The following is a 21,449-nucleotide window of genomic DNA, read 5'->3' as shown; positions in this document are numbered from 1 at the left end:
CAAGTTTTATTTCTTGGTATATTTGAGGCAAAAACGGCTAAAACGCTGTTTCCAGCCTCTAAAGAAGTTGCTAAAATTTATCATTATCTAATAATGGAGCTGGAATTTTGCTTGTATTTAAATCCAAATTTAGTGAATCTTTATAAAAATTTTTAATTTCATCTAAGGAAGTTCTATCTTTTTCTGAAAATATAACATCCATTCCAAAAGCTGCAGGTTTTGAAAGTAGTATCTCTTGCACAAGTTTTGCAACTAAAATTCTACTCCAAGGCCACTGACCAAATATTTCTAAGCTTTTTTCATCAATCTCAACAACGACAACTGAGTTTGATCTGTCTAAATTTAACTTTGGCTTTATAAGATCATAAATTTGATAATCAAGCAAAGGTAAAAAACTACTGTTTCTTATGAAAAATCCGCAAATTATAGAAAAAAATATAAATATTATAAAAATTTTTTTCATTTATCGTATCTGAATTTCCACTCTTCTATTTTTTGGCTCAATAACACCATCTTTTGTTTTTATTAAAAGATTTTTTTCTCCAAAAGAAACTATTTCAAGTTTTGAGATATTTAAATCTTTAAAATTTTTAGAAATACTTTGTGCTCTATCGAGCGATACTTTTTCATTGATTTTATCACTTCCATAAGTATCTGCATGTCCGATAATTGAAACATTGCAAGGTGTTCTGTCTTTAATAGTTTGTCTTATTTCGCTTATTTTTTTAGCTGAGCTTTCAGTTAAATTTGAGCCATCTGTAAAATACAGAATATATGACTTTGGTGGTATAACACCATCTTTTAGCAAAGTATAGTATCTTTTTTTTACCTCCTCTTCTTTAAGGGTTTTTTTCTTGCTTTCAAATGCTTTAACGTTTGAGATTTCCATATACGAATTTGTGGAATTCAAAGTCGTGTTTTTATCTTTTGTTTGAATGATTATAGCTGATGGCTTACCACTATCTAAAAGTAAAATCTCACTTTTTTCAACTCCTATGGTAAGACCAAAAATAACTACAACCATTCCTAGGAAAACTTCCATTTTGTTTCCTTATTTTAGCTCTATTATAAATTTAGTTCCTCTTATGCCGATAATTCCATCAGGAATTTTAAACTCAAAACTCTCAGGTGAAATTTCACTTACTTTACCTGATTCAAACATAGCTTTTCCCTTATCAAGCTTTAAAGAAAATTTATAAATTTCTTCGATCGGTTTAAATTTAAACTCTTCAATATTTAAATAACTAGATTCACCTAAAGTAAGGCTACTTCCATCATCAAAGATAACCCCTACTTTTGAATTTGCATCTGTTATTAAAATATCATTATTTAACAATTCGTCACCAACTTTTAAATTTAATGTCCTATCATCTCTTTTAACAATTGGATTACCTTTCGCCATTTTAACTATTGCAATGCCTTGAGCAAATAAAAAATTTGCAAAAATAAAGAAAGTAAAAAATATTTTTTTCAAAACAACTCCTTTATTATAAAATTAAATATTATTATAACATATAAATTTATATTTCTAAAATTAAATCGTAAATTAAATTTGATAAAAATAATTTACTATTTATAAATTTTATTTTATTTTAAAGTATCAAATTAAAATATAAGCTATTAAAATACCTAATTTTAGGCTTATCTATAAATTATACATCATAATAAATTTTAATTTTAAGTAAATATAAAAAGTAAATTTAATTTGACTTTTATAAAATTTTATTGTAGAATTATCAGGAATATTTCATTTTAAAAGGATTAAAGATATGAAAAAAATTCTTAGTTCGGTTTTAGTTGCTGGTATGCTTGTCTCAGTTGGAGTGACAACTTCATTTGCAATTGGTGGAGCAAGTGGTGCCAAGACTGATTATGTAGTTCAAGGAAAAATTGGTGAGTTAGTTGTAAATCCTTACGATATAGCTCCACTAACAGCTGTTATTAAAAATGGCGGATATACAATAAAAGATGCAACCGTTAGAATCGTGCCAAAAAAAGATGGCCAAGAGATCAAATACAAAGTAGCAGATGGCGAGCTTAAAACTCATGGTGGAATTCCTGTTTTTGGACTTTATCCTGATTATGTAAATACAGTTGAAGTTGAATACACAAGAACATATAAAGGTGCCGATGAGAAGATAAAAGAGGACTATAAAATTTATACTGCTCCTGTTTTTGGCGATGTTAGCGGTATGAGAGGTCAAAAAGGTGTATTTTTTGATGAGATCAAAGTTACAAAACCTGCAACTGACAAATTCAAAGATAGACTTTATTTTGTGAACAACTTTCAACCAAAGACTGGGAAAGGCACAAAAGTTGTATGGAATAACCCAACAGGTGGTGCACTAGAGTGGAACTATACTCCTCAAATTTTTATCCTTGATACAAAAGGTGAAATTAGATGGTATATGGAGCCAAGTAAAATTTATAATCTAAAATCAGCATTCCACGCTGGCGTTATGATGGGCTTTAAGCAAAATGATGATGGCGATATAACTTGGGGCTATGGTCAAAGATATGCAAAATATGACATTATGGGAAGAGAGATATTTAACAGAGAGCTTCCTGCTGGATATGTTGATTTTTCACACTCAATGGATGATAGCCCAAATGGCCACTACTTCTTAAGAGTTGCTAATGCAAACTTAAAAAGAAATGATGGCAAAAATGTTCGAACTGTAAGAGATGTTATAGTTGAAGTTGATCAAAACGGTCAAGTTGTTGATGACTGGAAACTTTATGAAATTCTTGATCCATATAGAGACAATGTCCTAAAAGTGCTTGATCAAGGTGCAGTTTGTCTAAATATCGATGCAAAAGCTGGTGGTCATACACTAAGTGATGAAGAGCTAGCAAAGCTTGATGACAATGATAAATTTGGCGATATTGTAGGAAGCGGACCAGGAAGAAACTGGGCACACGTAAACTCAGTTGATCACGATGCCGAAGATGATAGTATCATCATCTCATCACGTCACCAAAATGCAATTATCAAAATAGGTAGAGACAAACAAGTTAAATGGATTTTAGGAAACCCAGTTGGCTGGAAAGATAAATTTAAAGATAAGCTTTTAACTCCAGTTGACAGCAAGGGTAATAAAATTTCTTGCGGTGATGATGGTGCAAAATGTCCTGGATATGAAAGCGATAAAGGTGGCTTTGACTACACTTGGACACAACATACTGCATTTAAAATTGATGAGAAAAGCAAAGGCGATATCATCTATGTAAGTGCATTTGATAATGGCGATAGCCGTGGTATGGAGCAACCTGCACTTCCGACTATGAAATACTCACGCTCAGTAATTTATAAAATAGATCAAAAGAAAAAGACAGTTGAGCAAGTTTGGGAATACGGAAAAGATAGAGGATTTGATTGGTATAGCTCAGTTACAAGCTTAACAGAGTATCAAGCTGACAAAAACTCAGTTATGGTTTATTCAGCAGTTGCTGGAATGCAGTTTGACATCGCAACAGGAAATCCAACAGGTCTTCCAAGCCCACATATTAACGAATTTGAATGGGGTGCAAAAGAGCCTAGTATTGAAATCATTATGACAAATGCAATGGGTTATCAAGCATGGCCATTTAGCATTGAAAAGGCATTGAGCAAATAACTCAAATTTAGGGGGAATTTTCTCCCTAAATTTATCTCTCTTTAAAAATCTAGACAAAAGTTTCAAATTTGAGATTTTTATCTAAATTTAAAAAGGAGAGAGAATGAAAAAAATTCTTAGTTCAGTCTTAGTGGCTGGCATGCTTTTAGGCGTTGGAGCCACGACCTCTTTAGCAATGGGTGGTCCAAGTGGTCCAAAAACAGATTATCCAGTTCCTGGAAAAATAGGTGAAGTTATAGTAAATCCTTATAAAATCGCCCCACTTACAGCAATTATTAGAAATGGTGGTTATGAATTAAAAGATATCAAAGTAACCATAGTCCCAAAAGAAAATGGACAAACACTTAGCTATCAAGTAAGTGATGCAAAAGCAAAGGGATATGGTGGAATTCCTATTTGGGGACTTTATCCTGATTATTACAACACGATAAATGTAGAATATACTAAAATTCACGGCTCTAAACAAGAAAAGATAAAAGAGACTTATCACATTTATGCAGCACCAATATACACAGAAGTATCTGGCACACCAGATCAAAAAGGTTCAATGTTTAGCAAAATCGAAGTTAAAAAAGTAGCCGATAAATACAAAGATAGACTTTATCTAATCAATCACGTAACAAACAAAAGTGGACAAGGCACTAGAGTTGTATGGAACAACCCAATGGGTGGAGCAATAGAGTGGAACTTTTATCCTCAAAATTTCATCATCGATACAGCAGGAGATGTGCGCTGGTACATTTTTGCAAATCCAATCTATGACTTTGATAAAGTTTATGGAGCAGGCGTTATGATGGGCTTTAAGCAAAACCCTGATGGACAGCTTACTTTTGGATATGGACAAAGATATGCTAAATATGATCTTATGGGAAAAGAGAGCTTTAACCGCCAACTTCCGCTTGGATATAATGATTTTTCACACTCATTTGATGTATCACCAAAAGGAAACTACTTCTTAAGAGTTGGCAGCTCAAATACAAAAAGACTTGATGGCAAAAATGTCCGCACTGTTAGAGATGTTATTATCGAAGTTGACCCAGCAACTGGTGATGTTGTTGATGATTGGAGATTGTATGAGATACTAGATCCTTATAGAGATGTTGTTTTTAAAACTCTTGATCAAGGTGCGGTTTGCCTAAATATAGATGCGAATTTAGCAGGTCAAACTCTAAGCGATGAGGATTTGGCAAAACTTGATGACAATGATAAATTTGGAGATATCATAGGAAGTGGAGCTGGTAGAAACTGGGCGCATGTAAACTCAGTAGATCACGACGCAGAAGATGATAGTATTATCCTTTCAAGCCGCCATCAAAGCGCTATTATTAAGATAGGAAGAGATAAACAGGTAAAGTGGATTTTAGGCTCACCTGAGGGGTGGAGTGATAAATTTAAAGATAAACTTTTAACTCCGGTAGATAGCAAAGGCAACAAGATAAGTTGCGAAGCAAGTGGCTCAAAATGTCCTGGATATCTAAGCGACAAAGGTGGATTTGACTGGACTTGGACACAACACACTGCATTTAAAATTGATGCAAAAAGCAAAGGTGATATCTTATATGTAACAGCTTTTGACAATGGCGATGGTAGAGGCATGGAACAACCGGCACTTCCATCAATGAAATATAGCCGTGGAGTAATTTACAAAGTAGATCAAAAGAAGATGACTGTTGAGCAAGTTTGGGAGTATGGTAAAAATAGAGGTCATGACTTCTACTCTCCGGTTACATCAATTACAGAATATCACGCTGATAAAGATTCTATTTTAATGTATTCAGCTACGGCTGGTGGAGCGTTTGATTTTGATACTGGAGCGTTTGCCTCACTTCCAAATCCAACACTTTTGGAATTTGACTATCTAGCAAAAGAACCATCAGTTGAAATCCAGATTTTTGATACAAATGGATATCAAGCTATTCCTATAAATTTACAAAAAGCTTTTAAGTAGTTTTTAGCCCTTAAATTTAAGGGCTTTTTTCTAAATTTAGATAAAAGTCTCAAATAGTGAGATTTCTATCTAAATTTTACAAAAGGAGAGAATATGAAGAAAATTCTTAGTTCAGTTTTAGTGGCTGGCATGCTTTTAGGCGTTGGTGCCACGACTTCATTTGCAATTGGTGGTGCTAGTGGCCCAAAAACGGATTGGCAAACACAAGGAAAACTTGGCGCTGTAAAGCTAAATCCTTACGGACTTACTCCATTAACTGCGATTATTATGAACAATGGTTATATTTTAAGTGATGTATCGGTTAAAGTTTTACCAAAAGAAAATGGTCAAACTATAAGCTATCAAGTAGATAATCAAGTTTTAAAAACATACGGCGGGATTCCTATCTTTGGTCTTTATCCAGCGTATAAAAATCAAGTTGAGGTAACTTATACAAAATCAGCCGTTGGTTTTCAAGATGAAAAAATAACCGAAACATATCAAATTACAACTGGTCCAGTTGGACTAACTCCATCAGGACTTATGACACAAACTGGAATGCCATTTGAAACTGTAAAGGTTGAAAAAGCAGATAAAGAGTTTTCAGATAGGCTTTATCTTATAAATAACGCACCTGGCAAAATGCCTGGACGAAGCTCACAAGCTGTTTGGAATAACCCAATGGGTGGAGCATTAGAGTGGAATGACTCATCATCTGTATTTATCGTGGATACAAAAGGCGAAGTCAGATGGTATTTTGACTCAGATAAAATGCTAGATCCTGGCAATATCTACCGCACAGGTATCCAAATGGGATTTAGACAAGATATTGATGGAGCTTTGGCGTGGGGCTTTGGTCAAAGATATGTTAAATATGATTTAATGGGACGAGAAATTTTCAACCGCCAACTTCCACTTGGATATAATGACTTCTCACACTCTTTAAACAATGCTCAAAATGGTAACTACCTACTTCGTGTTGGCTCATCAAACACAAAACGCCCTGATGGTAAAAATGTTAGAACTGTTAGAGATACGATTGTAGAAGTTGATAAAAACGGAAATGTTGTGGATGATTGGAGACTTTATGAAATTTTAGATCCATATAGAAAAGATGTTATTTTATCGCTTGATCAAGGTGCGGTTTGTCTAAACATAGACGCAAGTATGGCAGGTCAAACTCTAAGCAATGAAGATTTAGCTAAAATGGATGCTGATAATAACTTTGGTGATATAGCAGGAACTGGGATTGGTAGAAACTGGGCTCATGTAAATTCAGTTGATTATGATCCAAACGATGACAGTATCGTTATTTCAAGTCGTCATCAAAGTGCGATGATAAAAATCGGCAGAGATAAGCAAGTTAAATGGATAGTTGGAGCTCACAAAGGCTGGGGGGAAAAATTTAAAGACAAATTATTACAACCAGTTGATAACAAAGGTAACAAAATCGTTTGCGAAGATGAATATTCAAAATGTCCTGGATATGAAAATGAAAAAGGCGGATTTGACTGGACTTGGACACAACATACCGCATTTATCATTGATAGCAAGACAAATAAAGATATTCTATATCTAGCAGCATTTGATAATGGCGATGGAAGAGGCTTGGAACAACCTGCACTTTCATCTATGAAATACTCACGTGCAGTTGTTTATAAAATAGATCAAAAAAATATGACTATTGAACAAGTTTGGGAATATGGCAAAGATAGAGGAGCTGATTGGTTTAGTGCAGTTACAAGCTTAACAGAATACCACGATGATAAAGATTCTTTGGTTGTATATTCAGCAACTGCTGGAATGCAATTTGACCTTTCAAAAGGTGTTCCAGTTGGCGATCCTGCACCTGAATTAATGGAATTTAAATGGGGTGAAACAACTCCTAGCGTTCAAATCAAATTTACAGGCACAGGAATTGGATATCAAGCAATGCCAATTAGTCTTGAAAAAGCATTTGGTAAAACAAAATAAATTAATTTATTAAAATTTAAAGCCCTAATTTTAGGGCTTTTATTTTTATGTTTTTTCTTTAAATTTAGATAAAAGTCTCAACCTTGAAATTTCTATCTAAATTTTACAAAAGGAGAGAATATGAAAAAAATTCTTAGTTCAGTCTTAGTGGCTGGTATGCTTTTAGGCGTTGGAGCTATAAATGCTACGGCAGGCGCAAGTGGTCCAAAAAGCCACAATGCAATTGGTAAAATCGGTGCAGTTGTTATGAATCCTTACGGTGTAGCACCACTAACTGCCATTATAAATGATGGTGGATATGCTATAAAAAATGCTAAAGTCACTGTCAAAGGAAAAGGTGAAAAAGGCATTGATATAAGCTATGATGTAAGCGATCTAAAAGTTCTTCAACATGGTGGAATTCCAGTATTTGGTCTCTATCCTGACTATGTAAATAAAGTAGAAGTGAGCTATAAAAGAGAGGTTCCAAGTGTTGATGGCATAAAAAGCGAAGATATAAAAGAAACCTACTCAATATATGCTCCACCAGTTACAACTTATGGCTCAGGAACAGCTCAAAAAATGGCTCTGCCAAAAGCTGAAGTTGTCGTTCCTGCAAGTAAAAATGTAAAAAACAATCTTTATCTAATGAATCATTTAAGCTCAACTATGTCAAATGCCTCACAGGCTGTTTGGAATTTGCCTGCTGGAGGAGCTTTGGAGTGGGATTATGAAAGCTATGTTTGGATGATAGATACAAATGGCGATATTAGATGGCAACTTGATGTTAGCAAATTTAGAGATACCTATGATATTCGCAAAAAAGGAAATTTAATGGGCTTCGACCAAACAAAAGATGGTAACATCATGTGGGGTCAGGGACAAACTTATAAAAAATACGATTTAATGGGACGCAAAATATTTGATAGAATGCTTCCAAGAAGCTACATTGACTTTTCTCACCATGCAGAAGAGACAGTTAAAGGAACATATCTTTTAAGAGTTGCAAACTCAGATCTAAAAAGAAGAGATGGTAAAAATGTCCGAACAGTAAGAGATGTTATCGTTGAGCTTGATAAAGAGGGAAATGTACTTGATCAGTGGGATTTAAGTACAATTTTAGATCCGTATAGAGATAACAATATTTTAGCAATGGATCAAGGTGCAGTTTGTCTAAACATTGATGCTGATAAAGCTGGAAAAACTATAGCAAAAGAAGATCTTGAGGATGAATCGATGCCATTTGGCGATGTTGCTGGAGTTGGGGCTGGAAGAAACTGGGCGCATGTAAATAGTGTAAATTACGACCCTTATGATGATAGCATTATAATTTCATCACGCCACCAAAGTGCGGTAATTAAAATCGGAAGAGATAAAAAGGTAAAATGGATTTTAGGATCACCTGAGGGCTGGGATGATCAATTTAAAAAATATCTTTTAAAACCAATTGATAACGATGGCAAAGAGATAGTTTGTGAAGCAAATGGTTCAAAATGCCCGGGATATCTAAATGAAAAAGGTGGATTTGATTGGTCTTGGACACAACATACTGCTTATGTAATTCCTGAAAAATCAAAAGATCATATCCGACATGTAAGCACATTTGATAATGGCGATAGCCGTGGTATGGAACAACCTGCGCTTGCTTCTATGAAATACTCACGAGCGGTTGAATACGAAGTCGATGAAAAAAATATGACCGTTGAGCAAGTTTGGGAATTTGGAAAAGAAAGAGGACTTGAGTGGTATAGCCCAATAACCTCAGTAACAGAATATCAGCCAAAAACTGACACAATGATGGTTTATAGTGCAACTGCTGGAATGGCAGATTTAGTAGCATTTAGAGCAGGGACAGCACAACTTACTCCATATCTTCATGAGTTTAAATATGGCACAAAAGAGCCTGAACTTGAGATAAAAATGGTTGGTGGAAACATCACAGGCTATAGAGCTTTAGTGATTGACTATAAAGACTCTTTTAAATAGTTTTATGAACTTAGGAAGTGTAAATTTGCACTTCCTTTTTATAATGGTTTTTTATAAATTAAATTCTTATTTCAAACTAAAACTAAAAATCTCTTTTAATTTTTTAGTTTTAACTCCAATAAAATAGACCTACTCTTGTGGTAAATAGGTTAAAATTTGGCACGCTCTTTTACTACCTAAATCACAAGCCTTTAAAAGCGTTACAGTTGATCCTTCAAAACTATGCGAAGTGCCTTTTCCTTCCAAATAATGAATTGAGGCTTCATAGCAACTCTCACTTACATTATTTTCACAACCTTTATTAAAAATCTCAAATGCTCTTACAACATCCTTTTCCACGCCAAGCCCTCTTTGAAGCATATCAGCAAATAAAAAGCATTTTGCTTCGCTTCCGTTCTCGCACTCTTTTTCCAAATAAGATGATAAGTTTAAACACGATTTTTCATCGCTTTTTACAATGCAGCCATCAAGTGCTTTGTCAAAATCCAAACTAAATCCAACATTAAAAACCAAAATCAAAAATAAAATAACTTTTCTCATAAACTCTCCTAATAAAAAAATTATATAATTTTAGCTTTTTATATTAAATAAATTTAAACTAAAATACGCAATATTAAAAATTTAAAATATGAAATTTGAAGTAGTTGTTTTAAATTAATTTCTTAAATTTTTAAAAGGGGAAAAATCCCCTTTTTATTTTAAGTTCTACTCTTTTAAATAATCTTGAATGCTTTTGACTTCTAAATATGAACCATCTTTCATTGATGGTATTGAATTTGCTGCCATTAAAGCTGCTTTTGTAGTTGTAAAATATGGCACTTTAAACCTTAAAACAAGTTGGCGGATTTTGATACCATCATCATCATAGCTTTTATTATCGCTTGTATTTACAACTAAATTTATTTCATTGTTTTTTAACTTATCTGCAATATTTGGGCGACCTTCGCTTATCTTATGAACAAACTCACTTTCTATACCATGCTCTTTTAAGGCATTGTGAGTTCCGCTTGTTGCAACTATCCTAAAGCCCTCTTTTATGAATTTTTTAGCTAGTTCTATACCACTTATTTTATCATCATCAGCTAAACTTAAAAATAAAGTTCCACTTGATGAAAAGACATTACTTGCTGAAATTTGACTTTTTATAAAACTTTTTGCAAAACTATCACTTATACCCATAACTTCGCCTGTTGATTTCATCTCAGGCCCAAGGATAAAATCAGCTCCAACTAGTTTGTTAAATGGAAACACGCTTTCTTTAACACAAACATGATTTTTTGGAGTAGCTGTATAGATATCTCCTACTTTTATTAAGTTTTTATAGCTATCATAGAAATTTAATGCCTCTTTTAAATCCCCTTGCCACATAACTCTAGTTGCGACTTTTGCCATAGGAATTCCTGTTGCTTTACTTACAAAAGGCACAGTTCTACTTGCTCTTGGATTTACTTCTATCATATAAATTTCATCTTCAAAAATAGCAAATTGTATGTTTAAAAGTCCTATAACGCCTAAATTTATAGCAATTTCTTTTGTGTTTTTGTAAACTTTTTCAATTATTTCTTTGCTTAAACTTTGTGGTGGCATTACGCTTATACTATCACCTGAGTGAATTCCAGCTTCTTCAATATGCTCTAAAATAGCTCCCACAAAAACATCTTTTCCATCACTTATGGCATCAACATCAAGCTCAGTAGCGTTTTTCAAAAATTTATCTATTAGAACTGGAGAGTGGTTGCTAACACTTACTGCTTCGCCCATATATTCTAAAAGCTCACTTTCACAAGTGACTTTTTTCATTGCTCTTCCGCCTAAAACATAGCTTGGTCTAACAAGCACTGGATAGCCAATTTCTTTTGCTTTTAAAACCGCTTCTTCCACGCTTGTTGCAGTTGCATTGCTAGGTTGTTTGATGCCTAAATTTGTTATAAACTCGCTAAATTTCTTCCTATCTTCTGCCATATCTATAACTCTTGGGCTTGTTCCTATTACATTAGCCCCAGCAATTGCTAGTCTTTTTGCAAATTTAAGTGGGGTTTGACCTCCAAAATGAATTATTACGCCATCAGGATTTTCTCTTTCAATAACACTTCTTAAATGCTCAAAATCAATTGGTTCAAAATAAAGTGTATCACTTGTGTCATAATCCGTGCTTACAGTTTCAGGATTGCAATTATACATTATACTTTTTATAGCAAGATCTTTTAGCGCATAACTTGCATGAACACAACAATAATCAAACTCGATTCCTTGTCCTATTCTATTTGGTCCACCACCTATTATTAAAACTTTTTTGCCTTTATTGTCAGATGAGATATTTTCACATTTTTTAAATGTTGAATAAAGATAAGTAAAGTTATCGTTTCTGCCTTTTGTTCCAGCCTTTTGATAAATTTGAGCTATATTAAATTTATTTCTTGCAAAATAAATATCGTTTTGACTAAGCTCTAGGTTGTCTTTTAAAGTTATAAGATAAGCTAACTTTTTATCAGAAAATCCCATAGCCTTAGCTTCTTGTAGTTTTTTAGGATCGTTTAAAATATTCATATCCACGCTTTTTTCAAACTCTACTATTTCATAAATTTCATTTAAAAAATACTTATCTATTTTAGTTAGCTCATAAACTTTTTCTATATCATAGCCCTCTCTAAAAGCTTGTGCAACATATAATATTCTCTTATCATCGGCATGTCTTAGCTTATAAACTAAATCTTTGCTTGAAATTTCATCAAATCCTGATAGACCGCTTTCCATAGAACAAAGCGCTTTTTGTAAAGCTTCTTTTAAGCTTTTGCCAAGACTCATAACTTCTCCAACACTCTTCATTGCAGTTCCGAGCAAAGTATTTGCTCCTTTAAATTTTTCAAAAGCAAATTTAGGAACTTTTACAACTATATAGTCAATTTCTGGTTCATAAAAACCATCTTTTATCTCATCAAGCGTATAACCAACTGCTAAAAGAGTTGAAATTTTGGCTATAGGATATCCAGTTGCTTTACTTGCAAGTGCTGAGCTTCTAGAAACTCGTGGATTCATCTCAATTACAACAGTTCTTCCATCTTTTGGATTCATAGCAAATTGAATATTACTACCACCTGCATCAACCCCAATAGCCTTAACTATTTCAAAACTTAGTTTTTTTATCTTTTCTATCTCATCATCACTTAGTGTAAGAGTTGGAGCTATTGTTATACTATCGCCTGTGTGAATTCCCATAGGATCTATATTTTCTATACCGCACACTAAAACACACTGCCCTTTTTTGTCCCTTATAACCTCAGATTCTATTTCTTTCCAACCAAGCAAGCTTTCTTCTATTAAAATTTCATTTATTGGGCTTGCCTCAATTCCATTTTGAGCTATTTCTTTAAACTCGTCTATGTTATAAGCTACACCACTTCCTGCTCCACCAAGAGTGTAACTTGCTCTTATTATTAAAGGAAAACCAATTTGGCTAGCTGCCTGTAATGCCTCATCGAGCGTATAAGCATAGCAAGACTTTGGAAGATCCATATTTATACTTTGCATGGTTTCTTTAAATAAAAGCCTGTCTTCACCTTTTTTTATTGCATCAGGGTTTATGCCTATAAATTTAACATTTTTTAATTTTTTAAACTCATCACTTTCATAAACTTCCATTCCAGCATTTAAAGCAACCTGTCCGCCAAGCGTTGGAAGTATTGCATCAACATTTTCTTTTTTTATAATTCTTAAAATACTCTCTTTTGTAATCGGCTCTAAATATGAAGCATCAGCGAAATCAGGATCTGTCATAATAGTAGCTGGATTTGAGTTAATCAAAACTACTCTATACCCAAGACTTTTTAATGTTTTTATGGCTTGTGTGCCACTATAGTCAAACTCACATGCTTGACCTATAACAATCGGACCACTTCCGATAACTAAAACTGTTTTGAAATCATCTCTTTTTGGCATTTATCTCTCCTTTGTGACGACATATAGAAATGCTGGTGTAGCCTCATCAAAATAAGGTTTTATAACAGCACTTTTATATAAATCTTCATCTATAATTTCTTCTATAACCCCAACAGGAACTCCTGCAAAAAATACTTCGTCAAGCCCACTTGTATAAACCTCATCGCCAATTTTTGGATTTAGCCATCTTGGAATAAATTTTGCTATAACTCTCATTCCATCTCCATTTATTATGGCTGGGATTTTTTCATCACCAATATAAACTGAAAATGAAGCAAGCTCATCATTTTGAAGTATTAACATAAAATTTGAGTCTTTTGAGATTATAATTCCAGCTGTATGGGCATTAGAAATAGCTCCATAAATTTTATTTTTATTGCTACCATTAAAATCAATCCAAAATTTATTATAATCTCCAATTTTAGCATAAGATAAAGTTCTTATAAGCTTAACGTTGGGAGCAAATTTAGTAGAATTTGTATCTTTTAAAATTTGGTTTAACTCATAAGCATAAGTATTTAATAAAACGGCTTTTTTTTTAAGTTCTTCGTTTTCTAAATACAAAGTTTTAATCTGTGAAGACTGATTAAAATGAGCTCTTACTTTTTGAGTTAAATTTGTATTTATATTTTTAAAAAAACTAATAACATCATTAGTTGAACTTATACTTTGACCCTTTATGTAAGAGCCAAAATATATAGAAAGTAGTAAAAAAACAAGTATAAAAAAAATTTGTTTGATTTTACTCATTTATTTATTCGCTTGATAGTTGTCTTAAAATACTTATTTCTTCTAATGCTTTGCCTGTTCCTTTTGCAACCGCTAAAAGTGGCTCATCAGCAACATAAACAGGAAGTTTTACAATGTCGCTTAAATACTTATCAATTCCTCTAATCAATGCTCCACCACCTGATAAAACAATACCATTTTCAACTATATCAGAAGCAAGATCAGGTGGCATCATCTCTAAGACTGATTTTAGATTATCGGCAATTTGCTTTAATGTCTCTCTCATAGCCTCTCTAGCATCTTCACTAGTTAGTTCAATCCTGCTTAAAAGACCACTTATTTGATCTCTTCCTTTTACAGTAGCAACAAGTTCTTTTGGAAGCTGAACTGCAGTTCCTACTTTTATTTTTATCTCTTCGCCGGTTCTTTCACCTATTAAAAGATTATACTTTTCTTTGACATAACTAATTATTGCTTCGTTAAATTTATCCCCAGCTGCTCTAATTGATTTGCTTATTACAAGTCCTCCAAGAGAAATAACTCCTATCTCAGTAGTTCCTCCACCTATATCAACAACTAAGCTTCCTTTTGGTTCTTGTATGGGAAGTCCGGCTCCAATAGCTGCCGCCATAGGCTCTTCGATTAAAAAAACTTCTCTTGCTCCTGCCATTAAAGCACTATCTCTAACTGCTTTTCTTTCAACTTGAGTTAAGCCATAAGGAACTGAAATTATAACTCTCGGACTTATAAAATTTCGTCTTTTGTGGGTTTTTTCTATGAAATATCTTATCATTCTTTCAGTCATATCAAAATCGGCTATAACACCATCTTTCATTGGTCTAATAGCTTGAATATCACCTGGAGTTTTTCCTACCATATCTTTTGCTTGGTGACCTACAGCTAAGATTTTTTGTTTTCCAAATTTTGTATTTTCAACAGCAACAACACTTGGTTCATTTATAACAATTCCTTTATCTTTTACTAAAACAAGGGTATTTGCCGTTCCTAGGTCTATTCCCATATCGCTTGAAAAAAATCCTAAAATTTTATCAATTATCATTTTTATCCTTTTTGCTTCTTAGTTGTTTTTAGGCACTTAAAATATCTTGTTTTACAAGAATTGGCTTTTCTTTGCCTAAAACCACATCTTTTGAAATTACTACTTCATATCCTTTTAACTCTGGCAAATTAAACATAATATCAAGCATAACTCCCTCCATTATGCTTCTTAAGCCTCTTGCACCAGTTTTTCTTTTTATAGCTAAATTTGCAACCTCCAAAAGCGCTTCATCATCAAATTTTAAACTCGCTCCATCTATTGCAAATATTTTTTTATATTGACTTAAAATCGCATTTTTAGGTTCTGTTAAAATTCTCACCATATCTTTTTCGTCAAGCTCATTTAAAGTTGCTACAATATGAAGTCTTCCTATTAGTTCGGGGATTATGCCATAATGAACCAAATCATCAGACTCAACTAAATGTATCAAATTTTCATTTTCTTTTTTTGTTCTTTTTTCTTGACCAAAGCCCAAAATATTTTCACCAATTCTTCTACTTATAATGTCGTTTAATCCATCAAAAGCTCCACCGCAAATAAATAAAATATTCTTTGTATCTATTTGAATAAAGTCTTGATTTGGATGTTTTCTACCACCTTTTGGTGGGATATTTACAACACTTCCTTCAATAATTTTAAGAAGAGCTTGCTGCACACCCTCACCGCTTACATCTCTTGTTATGGATCTATTCTCGCTCATTCTAGCAATTTTATCCATTTCATCAACAAAAACGATTCCTTGTTCTGCTTTTTTTATATCGCCATTTGCAGCTTGTAAAAGCCTTGTTAGTATATTTTCAACATCTTCTCCAACATATCCGGCCTCTGTTAAGCTTGTAGCATCACAAATTGCAATTGGTACATCAAGATGCTTTGCTAAGGTTTGAGCCATTAATGTTTTTCCACTTCCTGTTGGTCCAATAAGTAAAATATTTGATTTTGAAATTTCAGTATCATCATCTACCATATCTTGCTTAAAAAGCCTTTTATAGTGATTATAAACCCCAACACTAAAAGCCTTTTTGGCCATATCTTGTCCAATAACATAACTATCTAAAATTTCCTTTAGTTTCTTTGGTGTAATATCTTTTATGGTTTTATTTTCTTCTTTTTTTTCAACTTCACCACCATGGATAACCTCATAAGCTGCATCTATACAAAACTCGCATATAAAAGCATCACTATTTTCATTTGGAAAAATTCTTCTATCTTTATCTTCTAACCCACCACAAAAACTACACTTTCTAGCCATTCTTTTCCTTTTTTAGAGGAATTCCTCTTTTTGTATTTATGATAAATTCACACATTTTTTTAACATTTAAATTTTGTGATTTCTCAAGTAACTCTAAGGCTTGATCTTTTATACTAGTGCCTTTGTTAAAGATAAATTTATAAGCCTTATTTATCTCTTCTACCTCATCTTTTTCAAATCTTCTTCTAAGCCCTATTAAATTCAGACCCCTTATATAGGCTCTATTTCCCTCAGCTAAACAAAAATGAGGGACATCTTGACTTAATGCAGATGCTCCTGCTATCATACAGCTTTCTCCAATTTTAACAAATTGATGAACTGGAGTAAGACCACCAATAACAGCATAATCACCCATTTCAACATGTCCTGCTAAGGTTGCATTATTTGCCAATATTACATTATTTCCAATAATACAATCATGTGCAATATGACAATAAGCCATTATAAAAGCATTATCTCCTATTCTTGTAAAGCCATCACCTTTATGTGAGCCTGAATTTATCGTACAAAACTCATGAATTGTAGCATTTTTGCCAATTATAAGACCTGTTTTTTCACCAACTTCAAAACTCATATCCTGCGGGATATCACCAACTACAGCATAACTAAAAATTTTACTTTTATCGCCAATTGTTGTATTTCCAACTATCCTTGCACCCTGTTTTATGATAACTTCATTTCCAATTTTTGCATCTTTGCTAACAAAGGCATAGGCTTCTATTTTTACATCATCGCCTAAAATAGCACCATCTTCTATGATGGCAGTTTTATGAATATTCATATTAAATCCGTTACTATTTATCCACTATCATAGCCTGAAGTTCAGCCTCAGCAGCTAAACCATCATCAGTATGAGCTTCACCTTTTAAAACCCAAATTTTGCCACGATGTTTTATAGTTGAAATTTTATAAATTATCCTATCTCCTGGTCTAATTGGCTTTCTAAATTTTGCCTTATCAATACTCATAAAATATACAACTTTATCTTTTAAATCATCTGGATTATCTTTTTCCATACTTCTAAAAGCCAAAACTCCACCAGCTTGTGCCATTCCTTCAATTATCATAACTCCTGGATAAATAGGATGCCCTGGAAAATGCCCCTCAAAAATAGGTTCACCTATGGTTACATTTTTATACGCTTCAATACTTTCATTAAGTACCAAATTTGTAACCTTGTCAATCAATAAAAAAGGATATCTATGTGGTAAAATTTGCATTATTTGATTTATATCTAACATGTTATTCAGCCTTAAATTTTATTTAACTTCACATTTTATCAAAAAGTTACTAAAATTTCCCTAACATCTAAATATATTTTTGAAAAAGCTACAATTTCCACCTTTGCTGGAACTAATTTTTCAATTACGATAATTGGTGAAAAGCTACCTTTTTCACAAATTTTTTCTCTTAAATTTAACTCTTCATCAACACTTAAAGGTTTTTTTAAAAACTCATCAAAACTATTAAATTTTACACTTGAAATCTCTTTAAATTTATCAAAGCTAAAAATTATTATATTGTTTTTTACAAACTCATCACACTCATAATTTATACTAAATTTAACTAAATTTCTCTCAAGATAAGAGTTAAATAAAAAATAACTTTTTATAACTTTTTCATCAAATTTAACTAACCCTCTTAAAAGCCTGTAATTTATAAAACTATCTTTTTGAAGTTTAAATTTGCCTTTTTGCTCTTCCAAAACTCTTAAATTCCTATAAAATAGAGCTCTATCTTCTGGTGAATTTGGCTGAATTTGGTGGTTTATAGAACTCATTAGTTCAAATTCCAAACTTGCTTTATTTTGCATTTTCATAGCAAACATACAGCCACAATAATTTTGATGATATAAGTTATCTTTTTTTGCTAAATCAAACTGAGCTTTGCTTCCACCATTTTTTCTAAAATCAGGTGCGATAAAATCAAGGTTAAATTTAGCACAAATTTCCGATAAAGACTTTTCAAGCTGGGTATGAGATTTTTTAGGGCTCATTAAAAGCGTTGTGGTTATTGAGTTTTCACCTAATTTTTTGGCTAAAATAGCTGTTTTTTCCATTCTAAAATCAAAGCATTTTTGACAACGCTCACCTTTTTCAGGCTCATTTTCAAGCCCTCTTATAAAACTAAACCACTCATCAAGTTCATAATCGCCCAAAATAACTTCAATTCCAAGAGTTTTTGCACTTTTTTTAACATCGTCATAGCGAAGCAAAAACTCACTATATGGATGGATATTTGGATCATAAAAATAGCCAATTATTCTTTCATCAGGATAAATCTCTTTTAACTTTCTTAAAAAATAATGGCTATCAACACTACAGCAAATTTGAACTAACAAATTTAGCCTAAATTTGAAGTTAAATCAGCTAAAACTTTTGCTGCGTGATCTTTTGCTTTTACACTTTTATAAACCTTTAAAATATCACCTTTTTTATCAATTACAAAAGTTGTTCTAACTATACCTAAATACTCTCTACCATAGTTTTTTCTAACTTGCCAAACACCATAAAGCTTGCTAACATTTTTATCTTCATCGCTTAGTAAAATGTGTTTTAAGTCATGTTTTTTTATAAAGTTTTCGTGGCTTTTTACAGAATCTGGGCTAATGCCAATGATTACACTATCATTTGCTATAAAATCATCATAATTTTGACTAAACTCGCAAGCTTCTGTTGTGCAACCTGGAGTGTTGTCTTTTGGATAAAAATATAAAATTACATTTTTACCTATAAAATCATTTAAATTTATCTCAACACCATCTTGATTTTTAAGGCTAAAATTTGGAGCTTTATCTCCTTTTTGTAAAGTTACTTTTCTCTCTCTATCTTCTTTTAAAAAATCACTCATTTTTTACCCTTTTTATTGAAATTTATACGGCGATTATACACAATTTTGTTAAACTAAATAAAAAGTTAAATAAATTTAGCTATAATCAAGCCTTATATTTTTATTAAAGGTAAAATTTATGGCAAAAGTAAAAGAGGCAAAAAATATCTGGCTAGATGGAAAATTAATCCCTTGGAGTGAAGCAAATGTTCATATCTTATCGCACTCACTTCACTATGGAAATGCTGTTTTTGAAGGAGTTAGAGCCTATCAAACAAAAAAAGGCTTGGCAGTTTTTAGACTAGCTGAACACACAAAAAGATTACTTGATTCAGCAAAAGCTTGCCTTATAAATGTGCCTTATAGCTATGGCGAGCTTTTTAAAGCTCAAGTTGAACTTTTAAAATCAAATGATTTTAAAGATACTGTTTATTTAAGACCGATTGTATTTTTAGGCTATGGCTCTATGGGTGTTTCACATCTTGGTTCACCTGTTCAAGTTGCACTTGCTGCTTGGGAATGGGGTGCTTATATGGGTGAAGATGCTATAGAAAAAGGCATAAAAGTTAAAATTTCATCTTGGGCTAAAAACTCACCAAATTCAATGATGAGCAAAGCAAAAGCAAGCGCAAACTACTTCAACTCACAAATGGCAAACCATGATGCTGTAACTTCAGGATATGATGAGGCTTTACTTTTAGATCAACAAGGTTTTATTGCCGAAGGTAGTGGAGAGTGCTTTTTTATAGTTAGAAATGGTGTTATTATAACCCCACCAAATGACACAAGCCTAGAAAGTATTACTCAAAATACAGTTATTGAAATAGCTAAAGACTTAGGATATGAGGTAAAAAGAGAGAGAATTACAAGAGATGAGGTCTATATAGCAGATGAAGCATTTTTTACAGGAACTGCAGCCGAAGTTACACCAATTACAAATGTAGATGGCAGGATTATAGGAAATGGTAAAATGGGAGCCATTACAAAAAAACTTCAAAAAACTTATTTTGCCACAGTTAGAGGTGAAAATGAGAAATATGAAAAATATCTAACATACATTAATTAAGGAAAGATATGCCAGCAGATTTAAACGACTATTTTAACAAAAGAAAGAAAAATGACGACAACCAAGGCGGTGGAAATAAGCCAAATTTTGACTTTAAAATGCCTGATTTTAAAGGATTTGGAAAGTTTTCGCCATTTATTTATGTAGGCTTAGCCATTATATTTATTTTAGTTTTAGCAAGACCTTTTGTAGCTATAAGCTCTGGCCATGTTGGAATTCGCTCAACTCTTGGAAAATACGATTTAAAGCCGCTTGATCCAGGGTTTCATTTTTTTATGCCAGGACTTCAAAAGGTTTTTGTAGTTGATACAAGAGTTAGGATTATAAACTATACAAGCGGAGAAGATAGAGGCGAAGTTGCAAATGCTGCAAATTCTGGCATTATAAGAAAAAACTCAATCTCAGTTTTAGATGCTAGAAATTTACCAGTTAGTATTGATATTACAGTTCAATACAAACTAAACCAATCAACCGCTCCAACAACTATCGCAACTTATGGCTTTGCGTGGGAAAATAAAATAATTGACCCTGTTGTTAGGGATGTTGTAAGAAGTGTCACAGGTCAATATACAGCAGAAGAATTACCTATAAAAAGAAATGAGATAGCTTCATCAATTGCAAATCAAATAAGAGAAGATATAGAATCAATCAAAGGTCGCCCGGTTGATTTGCTAGCTGTGCAGCTTAGGGAAATAATCTTACCTGATAAAATAAAAGATCAAATAGAAAGAGTCCAAATTGCAAAGCAAGAGGCTGAAAGAACAAAATATGAAGTTGAAAGAGCAAATCAAGAAGCTCTTAAAAAAGCTGCTCTTGCAGAAGGAACAGCAAAAGCCATTATTATTGAAGCACAAGGTAGAGCAGATGCTGTAAAAGTTGAAGCTGATGCAGAAGCTTACGCAAATAAAGAAATTGCAAAAAGTCTTGATTCAAATGTATTGAGCTTAAAGCAAATTCAAACTCAAGCTAAATTTAATGAAGCACTTAAAGAAAATAAAGATGCTAAAATTTTCTTAACTCCTGGTGGAGCAGTACCAAACATTTGGGTTGATACAAAAGACAAAGCAAAGCAAAGCGCTATATCAGAGTAACAA

18 protein-coding genes are annotated in these 21,449 nt (G+C 32.8%); 6 read left to right on the top strand and 12 right to left on the bottom strand.

Features of this window, described 5'->3' with window-relative positions; genetic code table 11:
- Positions 1 to 70: 70 nt before the first annotated feature.
- The 3 genes from CURT_RS00445 to CURT_RS00435 are packed head-to-tail and all read right to left on the bottom strand — an operon-like array spanning position 71 to position 1,474.
- Positions 71 to 463 carry a CHASE2 domain-containing protein gene (locus CURT_RS00445; RefSeq protein WP_018713531.1) on the bottom strand — a complete coding sequence of 131 codons (393 nt, stop codon included), beginning with the start codon at positions 461 to 463 and terminating at the stop codon, positions 71 to 73.
- The gene (locus CURT_RS00440; protein WP_018713532.1) at positions 464 to 1,042 is read right to left on the bottom strand and encodes an OmpA family protein; all 579 of its coding nucleotides are present in this window, start codon (positions 1,040 to 1,042) and stop codon (positions 464 to 466) included.
- A 9-nt stretch (positions 1,043 to 1,051) separates the two neighbouring features.
- Complete coding sequence (locus tag CURT_RS00435; protein ID WP_018713533.1) at positions 1,052 to 1,474, bottom strand: FecR family protein; 423 nt, start codon at positions 1,472 to 1,474, stop codon at positions 1,052 to 1,054.
- 295 nt (positions 1,475 to 1,769) lie between these two features.
- Between CURT_RS00435 and CURT_RS00430 the strand changes: the two genes are divergently transcribed.
- From CURT_RS00430 to CURT_RS00415, 4 genes are all read left to right on the top strand, one after another.
- A complete protein-coding gene (locus CURT_RS00430) occupies positions 1,770 to 3,617 on the top strand; it encodes an aryl-sulfate sulfotransferase (RefSeq protein WP_018713534.1) in 1,848 nt (615 codons plus the stop codon).
- A 103-nt stretch (positions 3,618 to 3,720) separates the two neighbouring features.
- The gene (locus tag CURT_RS00425) at positions 3,721 to 5,565 is read left to right on the top strand and encodes an aryl-sulfate sulfotransferase (RefSeq protein ID WP_018713535.1); all 1,845 of its coding nucleotides are present in this window, start codon (positions 3,721 to 3,723) and stop codon (positions 5,563 to 5,565) included.
- Between the two features lie 93 nt (positions 5,566 to 5,658).
- Positions 5,659 to 7,518 carry an aryl-sulfate sulfotransferase gene (locus CURT_RS00420; RefSeq protein WP_018713536.1) on the top strand — a complete coding sequence of 620 codons (1,860 nt, stop codon included), beginning with the start codon at positions 5,659 to 5,661 and terminating at the stop codon, positions 7,516 to 7,518.
- A 120-nt stretch (positions 7,519 to 7,638) separates the two neighbouring features.
- The gene (locus CURT_RS00415) at positions 7,639 to 9,483 is read left to right on the top strand and encodes an aryl-sulfate sulfotransferase (protein ID WP_018713537.1); all 1,845 of its coding nucleotides are present in this window, start codon (positions 7,639 to 7,641) and stop codon (positions 9,481 to 9,483) included.
- Positions 9,484 to 9,612: 129 nt separating this feature from the next.
- Here the strand turns inward: CURT_RS00415 and CURT_RS00410 are convergent, their stop codons facing one another.
- The 9 genes from CURT_RS00410 to bcp all read right to left on the bottom strand — a co-directional run bounded on the left by CURT_RS00410 (position 9,613) and on the right by bcp (position 19,310).
- Positions 9,613 to 10,023 (bottom strand): tetratricopeptide repeat protein, encoded by a 411-nt coding sequence (locus CURT_RS00410; protein WP_018713539.1) that lies wholly within the window; start codon positions 10,021 to 10,023, stop codon positions 9,613 to 9,615.
- Between the two features lie 165 nt (positions 10,024 to 10,188).
- Positions 10,189 to 13,419, bottom strand: coding sequence for a carbamoyl-phosphate synthase large subunit (carB, locus tag CURT_RS00405; protein WP_018713540.1), 3,231 nt, complete (start codon positions 13,417 to 13,419; stop codon positions 10,189 to 10,191).
- On the bottom strand, positions 13,420 to 14,169 hold the full coding sequence (mreC, locus tag CURT_RS00400; RefSeq protein ID WP_018713541.1) for a rod shape-determining protein MreC: 750 nt from the start codon (positions 14,167 to 14,169) through the stop codon (positions 13,420 to 13,422).
- A gap of 4 nt (positions 14,170 to 14,173) precedes the next feature.
- Positions 14,174 to 15,208 carry a rod shape-determining protein gene (locus tag CURT_RS00395; RefSeq protein ID WP_016646221.1) on the bottom strand — a complete coding sequence of 345 codons (1,035 nt, stop codon included), beginning with the start codon at positions 15,206 to 15,208 and terminating at the stop codon, positions 14,174 to 14,176.
- Positions 15,209 to 15,236: 28 nt separating this feature from the next.
- Positions 15,237 to 16,460, bottom strand: coding sequence for an ATP-dependent Clp protease ATP-binding subunit ClpX (gene clpX / locus CURT_RS00390; protein ID WP_016646222.1), 1,224 nt, complete (start codon positions 16,458 to 16,460; stop codon positions 15,237 to 15,239).
- On the bottom strand, positions 16,453 to 17,241 hold the full coding sequence (lpxA, locus tag CURT_RS00385) for an acyl-ACP--UDP-N-acetylglucosamine O-acyltransferase (protein WP_018713542.1): 789 nt from the start codon (positions 17,239 to 17,241) through the stop codon (positions 16,453 to 16,455). The genes clpX and lpxA overlap by 8 nt, the downstream gene beginning before the upstream one ends.
- A gap of 13 nt (positions 17,242 to 17,254) precedes the next feature.
- A complete protein-coding gene (gene fabZ, locus CURT_RS00380) occupies positions 17,255 to 17,701 on the bottom strand; it encodes a 3-hydroxyacyl-ACP dehydratase FabZ (RefSeq protein WP_018713543.1) in 447 nt (148 codons plus the stop codon).
- Between the two features lie 38 nt (positions 17,702 to 17,739).
- Entirely contained in the window at positions 17,740 to 18,801 is a 1,062-nt protein-coding gene (locus tag CURT_RS00375; RefSeq protein ID WP_018713544.1) for an epoxyqueuosine reductase QueH, read from the bottom strand.
- Positions 18,802 to 18,803: 2 nt separating this feature from the next.
- Positions 18,804 to 19,310, bottom strand: coding sequence for a thioredoxin-dependent thiol peroxidase (bcp, locus tag CURT_RS00370; RefSeq protein ID WP_018713545.1), 507 nt, complete (start codon positions 19,308 to 19,310; stop codon positions 18,804 to 18,806).
- A 118-nt stretch (positions 19,311 to 19,428) separates the two neighbouring features.
- On the opposite strand from bcp, the gene CURT_RS00365 reads away from it, so the two are divergent.
- Positions 19,429 to 20,355 (top strand): branched-chain amino acid transaminase, encoded by a 927-nt coding sequence (locus CURT_RS00365; RefSeq protein ID WP_018713546.1) that lies wholly within the window; start codon positions 19,429 to 19,431, stop codon positions 20,353 to 20,355.
- An 8-nt stretch (positions 20,356 to 20,363) separates the two neighbouring features.
- The gene (locus CURT_RS00360; protein WP_018713547.1) at positions 20,364 to 21,446 is read left to right on the top strand and encodes a prohibitin family protein; all 1,083 of its coding nucleotides are present in this window, start codon (positions 20,364 to 20,366) and stop codon (positions 21,444 to 21,446) included.
- The last annotated feature ends 3 nt before the right edge of the window (positions 21,447 to 21,449 follow it).

This window comes from Campylobacter ureolyticus (assembly GCF_013372225.1).
In the GTDB taxonomy this organism is placed as follows: Bacteria; Campylobacterota; Campylobacteria; order Campylobacterales; family Campylobacteraceae; genus Campylobacter_B; species Campylobacter_B ureolyticus.
The sequence above is the reverse complement of the archived record's forward strand: the minus strand, read 5'-3'. Positions and strand labels throughout refer to the sequence as shown.

Excerpts from the sequence above, each read along its gene's own strand:
- CURT_RS00445 (WP_018713531.1), bottom strand. The coding sequence starts at position 463 with ATGAAAAAAATTTTTATAATATTTATATTTTTTTCTATAATTTGCGGA.
- CURT_RS00440 (WP_018713532.1), bottom strand. The coding sequence starts at position 1,042 with ATGGAAGTTTTCCTAGGAATGGTTGTAGTTATTTTTGGTCTTACCATA.
- CURT_RS00430 (WP_018713534.1), top strand. The coding sequence starts at position 1,770 with ATGAAAAAAATTCTTAGTTCGGTTTTAGTTGCTGGTATGCTTGTCTCA.
- CURT_RS00425 (WP_018713535.1), top strand. The coding sequence starts at position 3,721 with ATGAAAAAAATTCTTAGTTCAGTCTTAGTGGCTGGCATGCTTTTAGGC.
- CURT_RS00420 (WP_018713536.1), top strand. The coding sequence starts at position 5,659 with ATGAAGAAAATTCTTAGTTCAGTTTTAGTGGCTGGCATGCTTTTAGGC.
- CURT_RS00415 (WP_018713537.1), top strand. The coding sequence starts at position 7,639 with ATGAAAAAAATTCTTAGTTCAGTCTTAGTGGCTGGTATGCTTTTAGGC.
- CURT_RS00410 (WP_018713539.1), bottom strand. The coding sequence starts at position 10,023 with ATGAGAAAAGTTATTTTATTTTTGATTTTGGTTTTTAATGTTGGATTT.
- carB (WP_018713540.1), bottom strand. The coding sequence starts at position 13,419 with ATGCCAAAAAGAGATGATTTCAAAACAGTTTTAGTTATCGGAAGTGGT.
- mreC (WP_018713541.1), bottom strand. The coding sequence starts at position 14,169 with ATGAGTAAAATCAAACAAATTTTTTTTATACTTGTTTTTTTACTACTT.
- CURT_RS00395 (WP_016646221.1), bottom strand. The coding sequence starts at position 15,208 with ATGATAATTGATAAAATTTTAGGATTTTTTTCAAGCGATATGGGAATA.
- clpX (WP_016646222.1), bottom strand. The coding sequence starts at position 16,460 with ATGGCTAGAAAGTGTAGTTTTTGTGGTGGGTTAGAAGATAAAGATAGA.
- lpxA (WP_018713542.1), bottom strand. The coding sequence starts at position 17,241 with ATGAATATTCATAAAACTGCCATCATAGAAGATGGTGCTATTTTAGGC.
- fabZ (WP_018713543.1), bottom strand. The coding sequence starts at position 17,701 with ATGTTAGATATAAATCAAATAATGCAAATTTTACCACATAGATATCCT.
- bcp (WP_018713545.1), bottom strand. The coding sequence starts at position 19,310 with ATGAGTGATTTTTTAAAAGAAGATAGAGAGAGAAAAGTAACTTTACAA.
- CURT_RS00365 (WP_018713546.1), top strand. The coding sequence starts at position 19,429 with ATGGCAAAAGTAAAAGAGGCAAAAAATATCTGGCTAGATGGAAAATTA.
- CURT_RS00360 (WP_018713547.1), top strand. The coding sequence starts at position 20,364 with ATGCCAGCAGATTTAAACGACTATTTTAACAAAAGAAAGAAAAATGAC.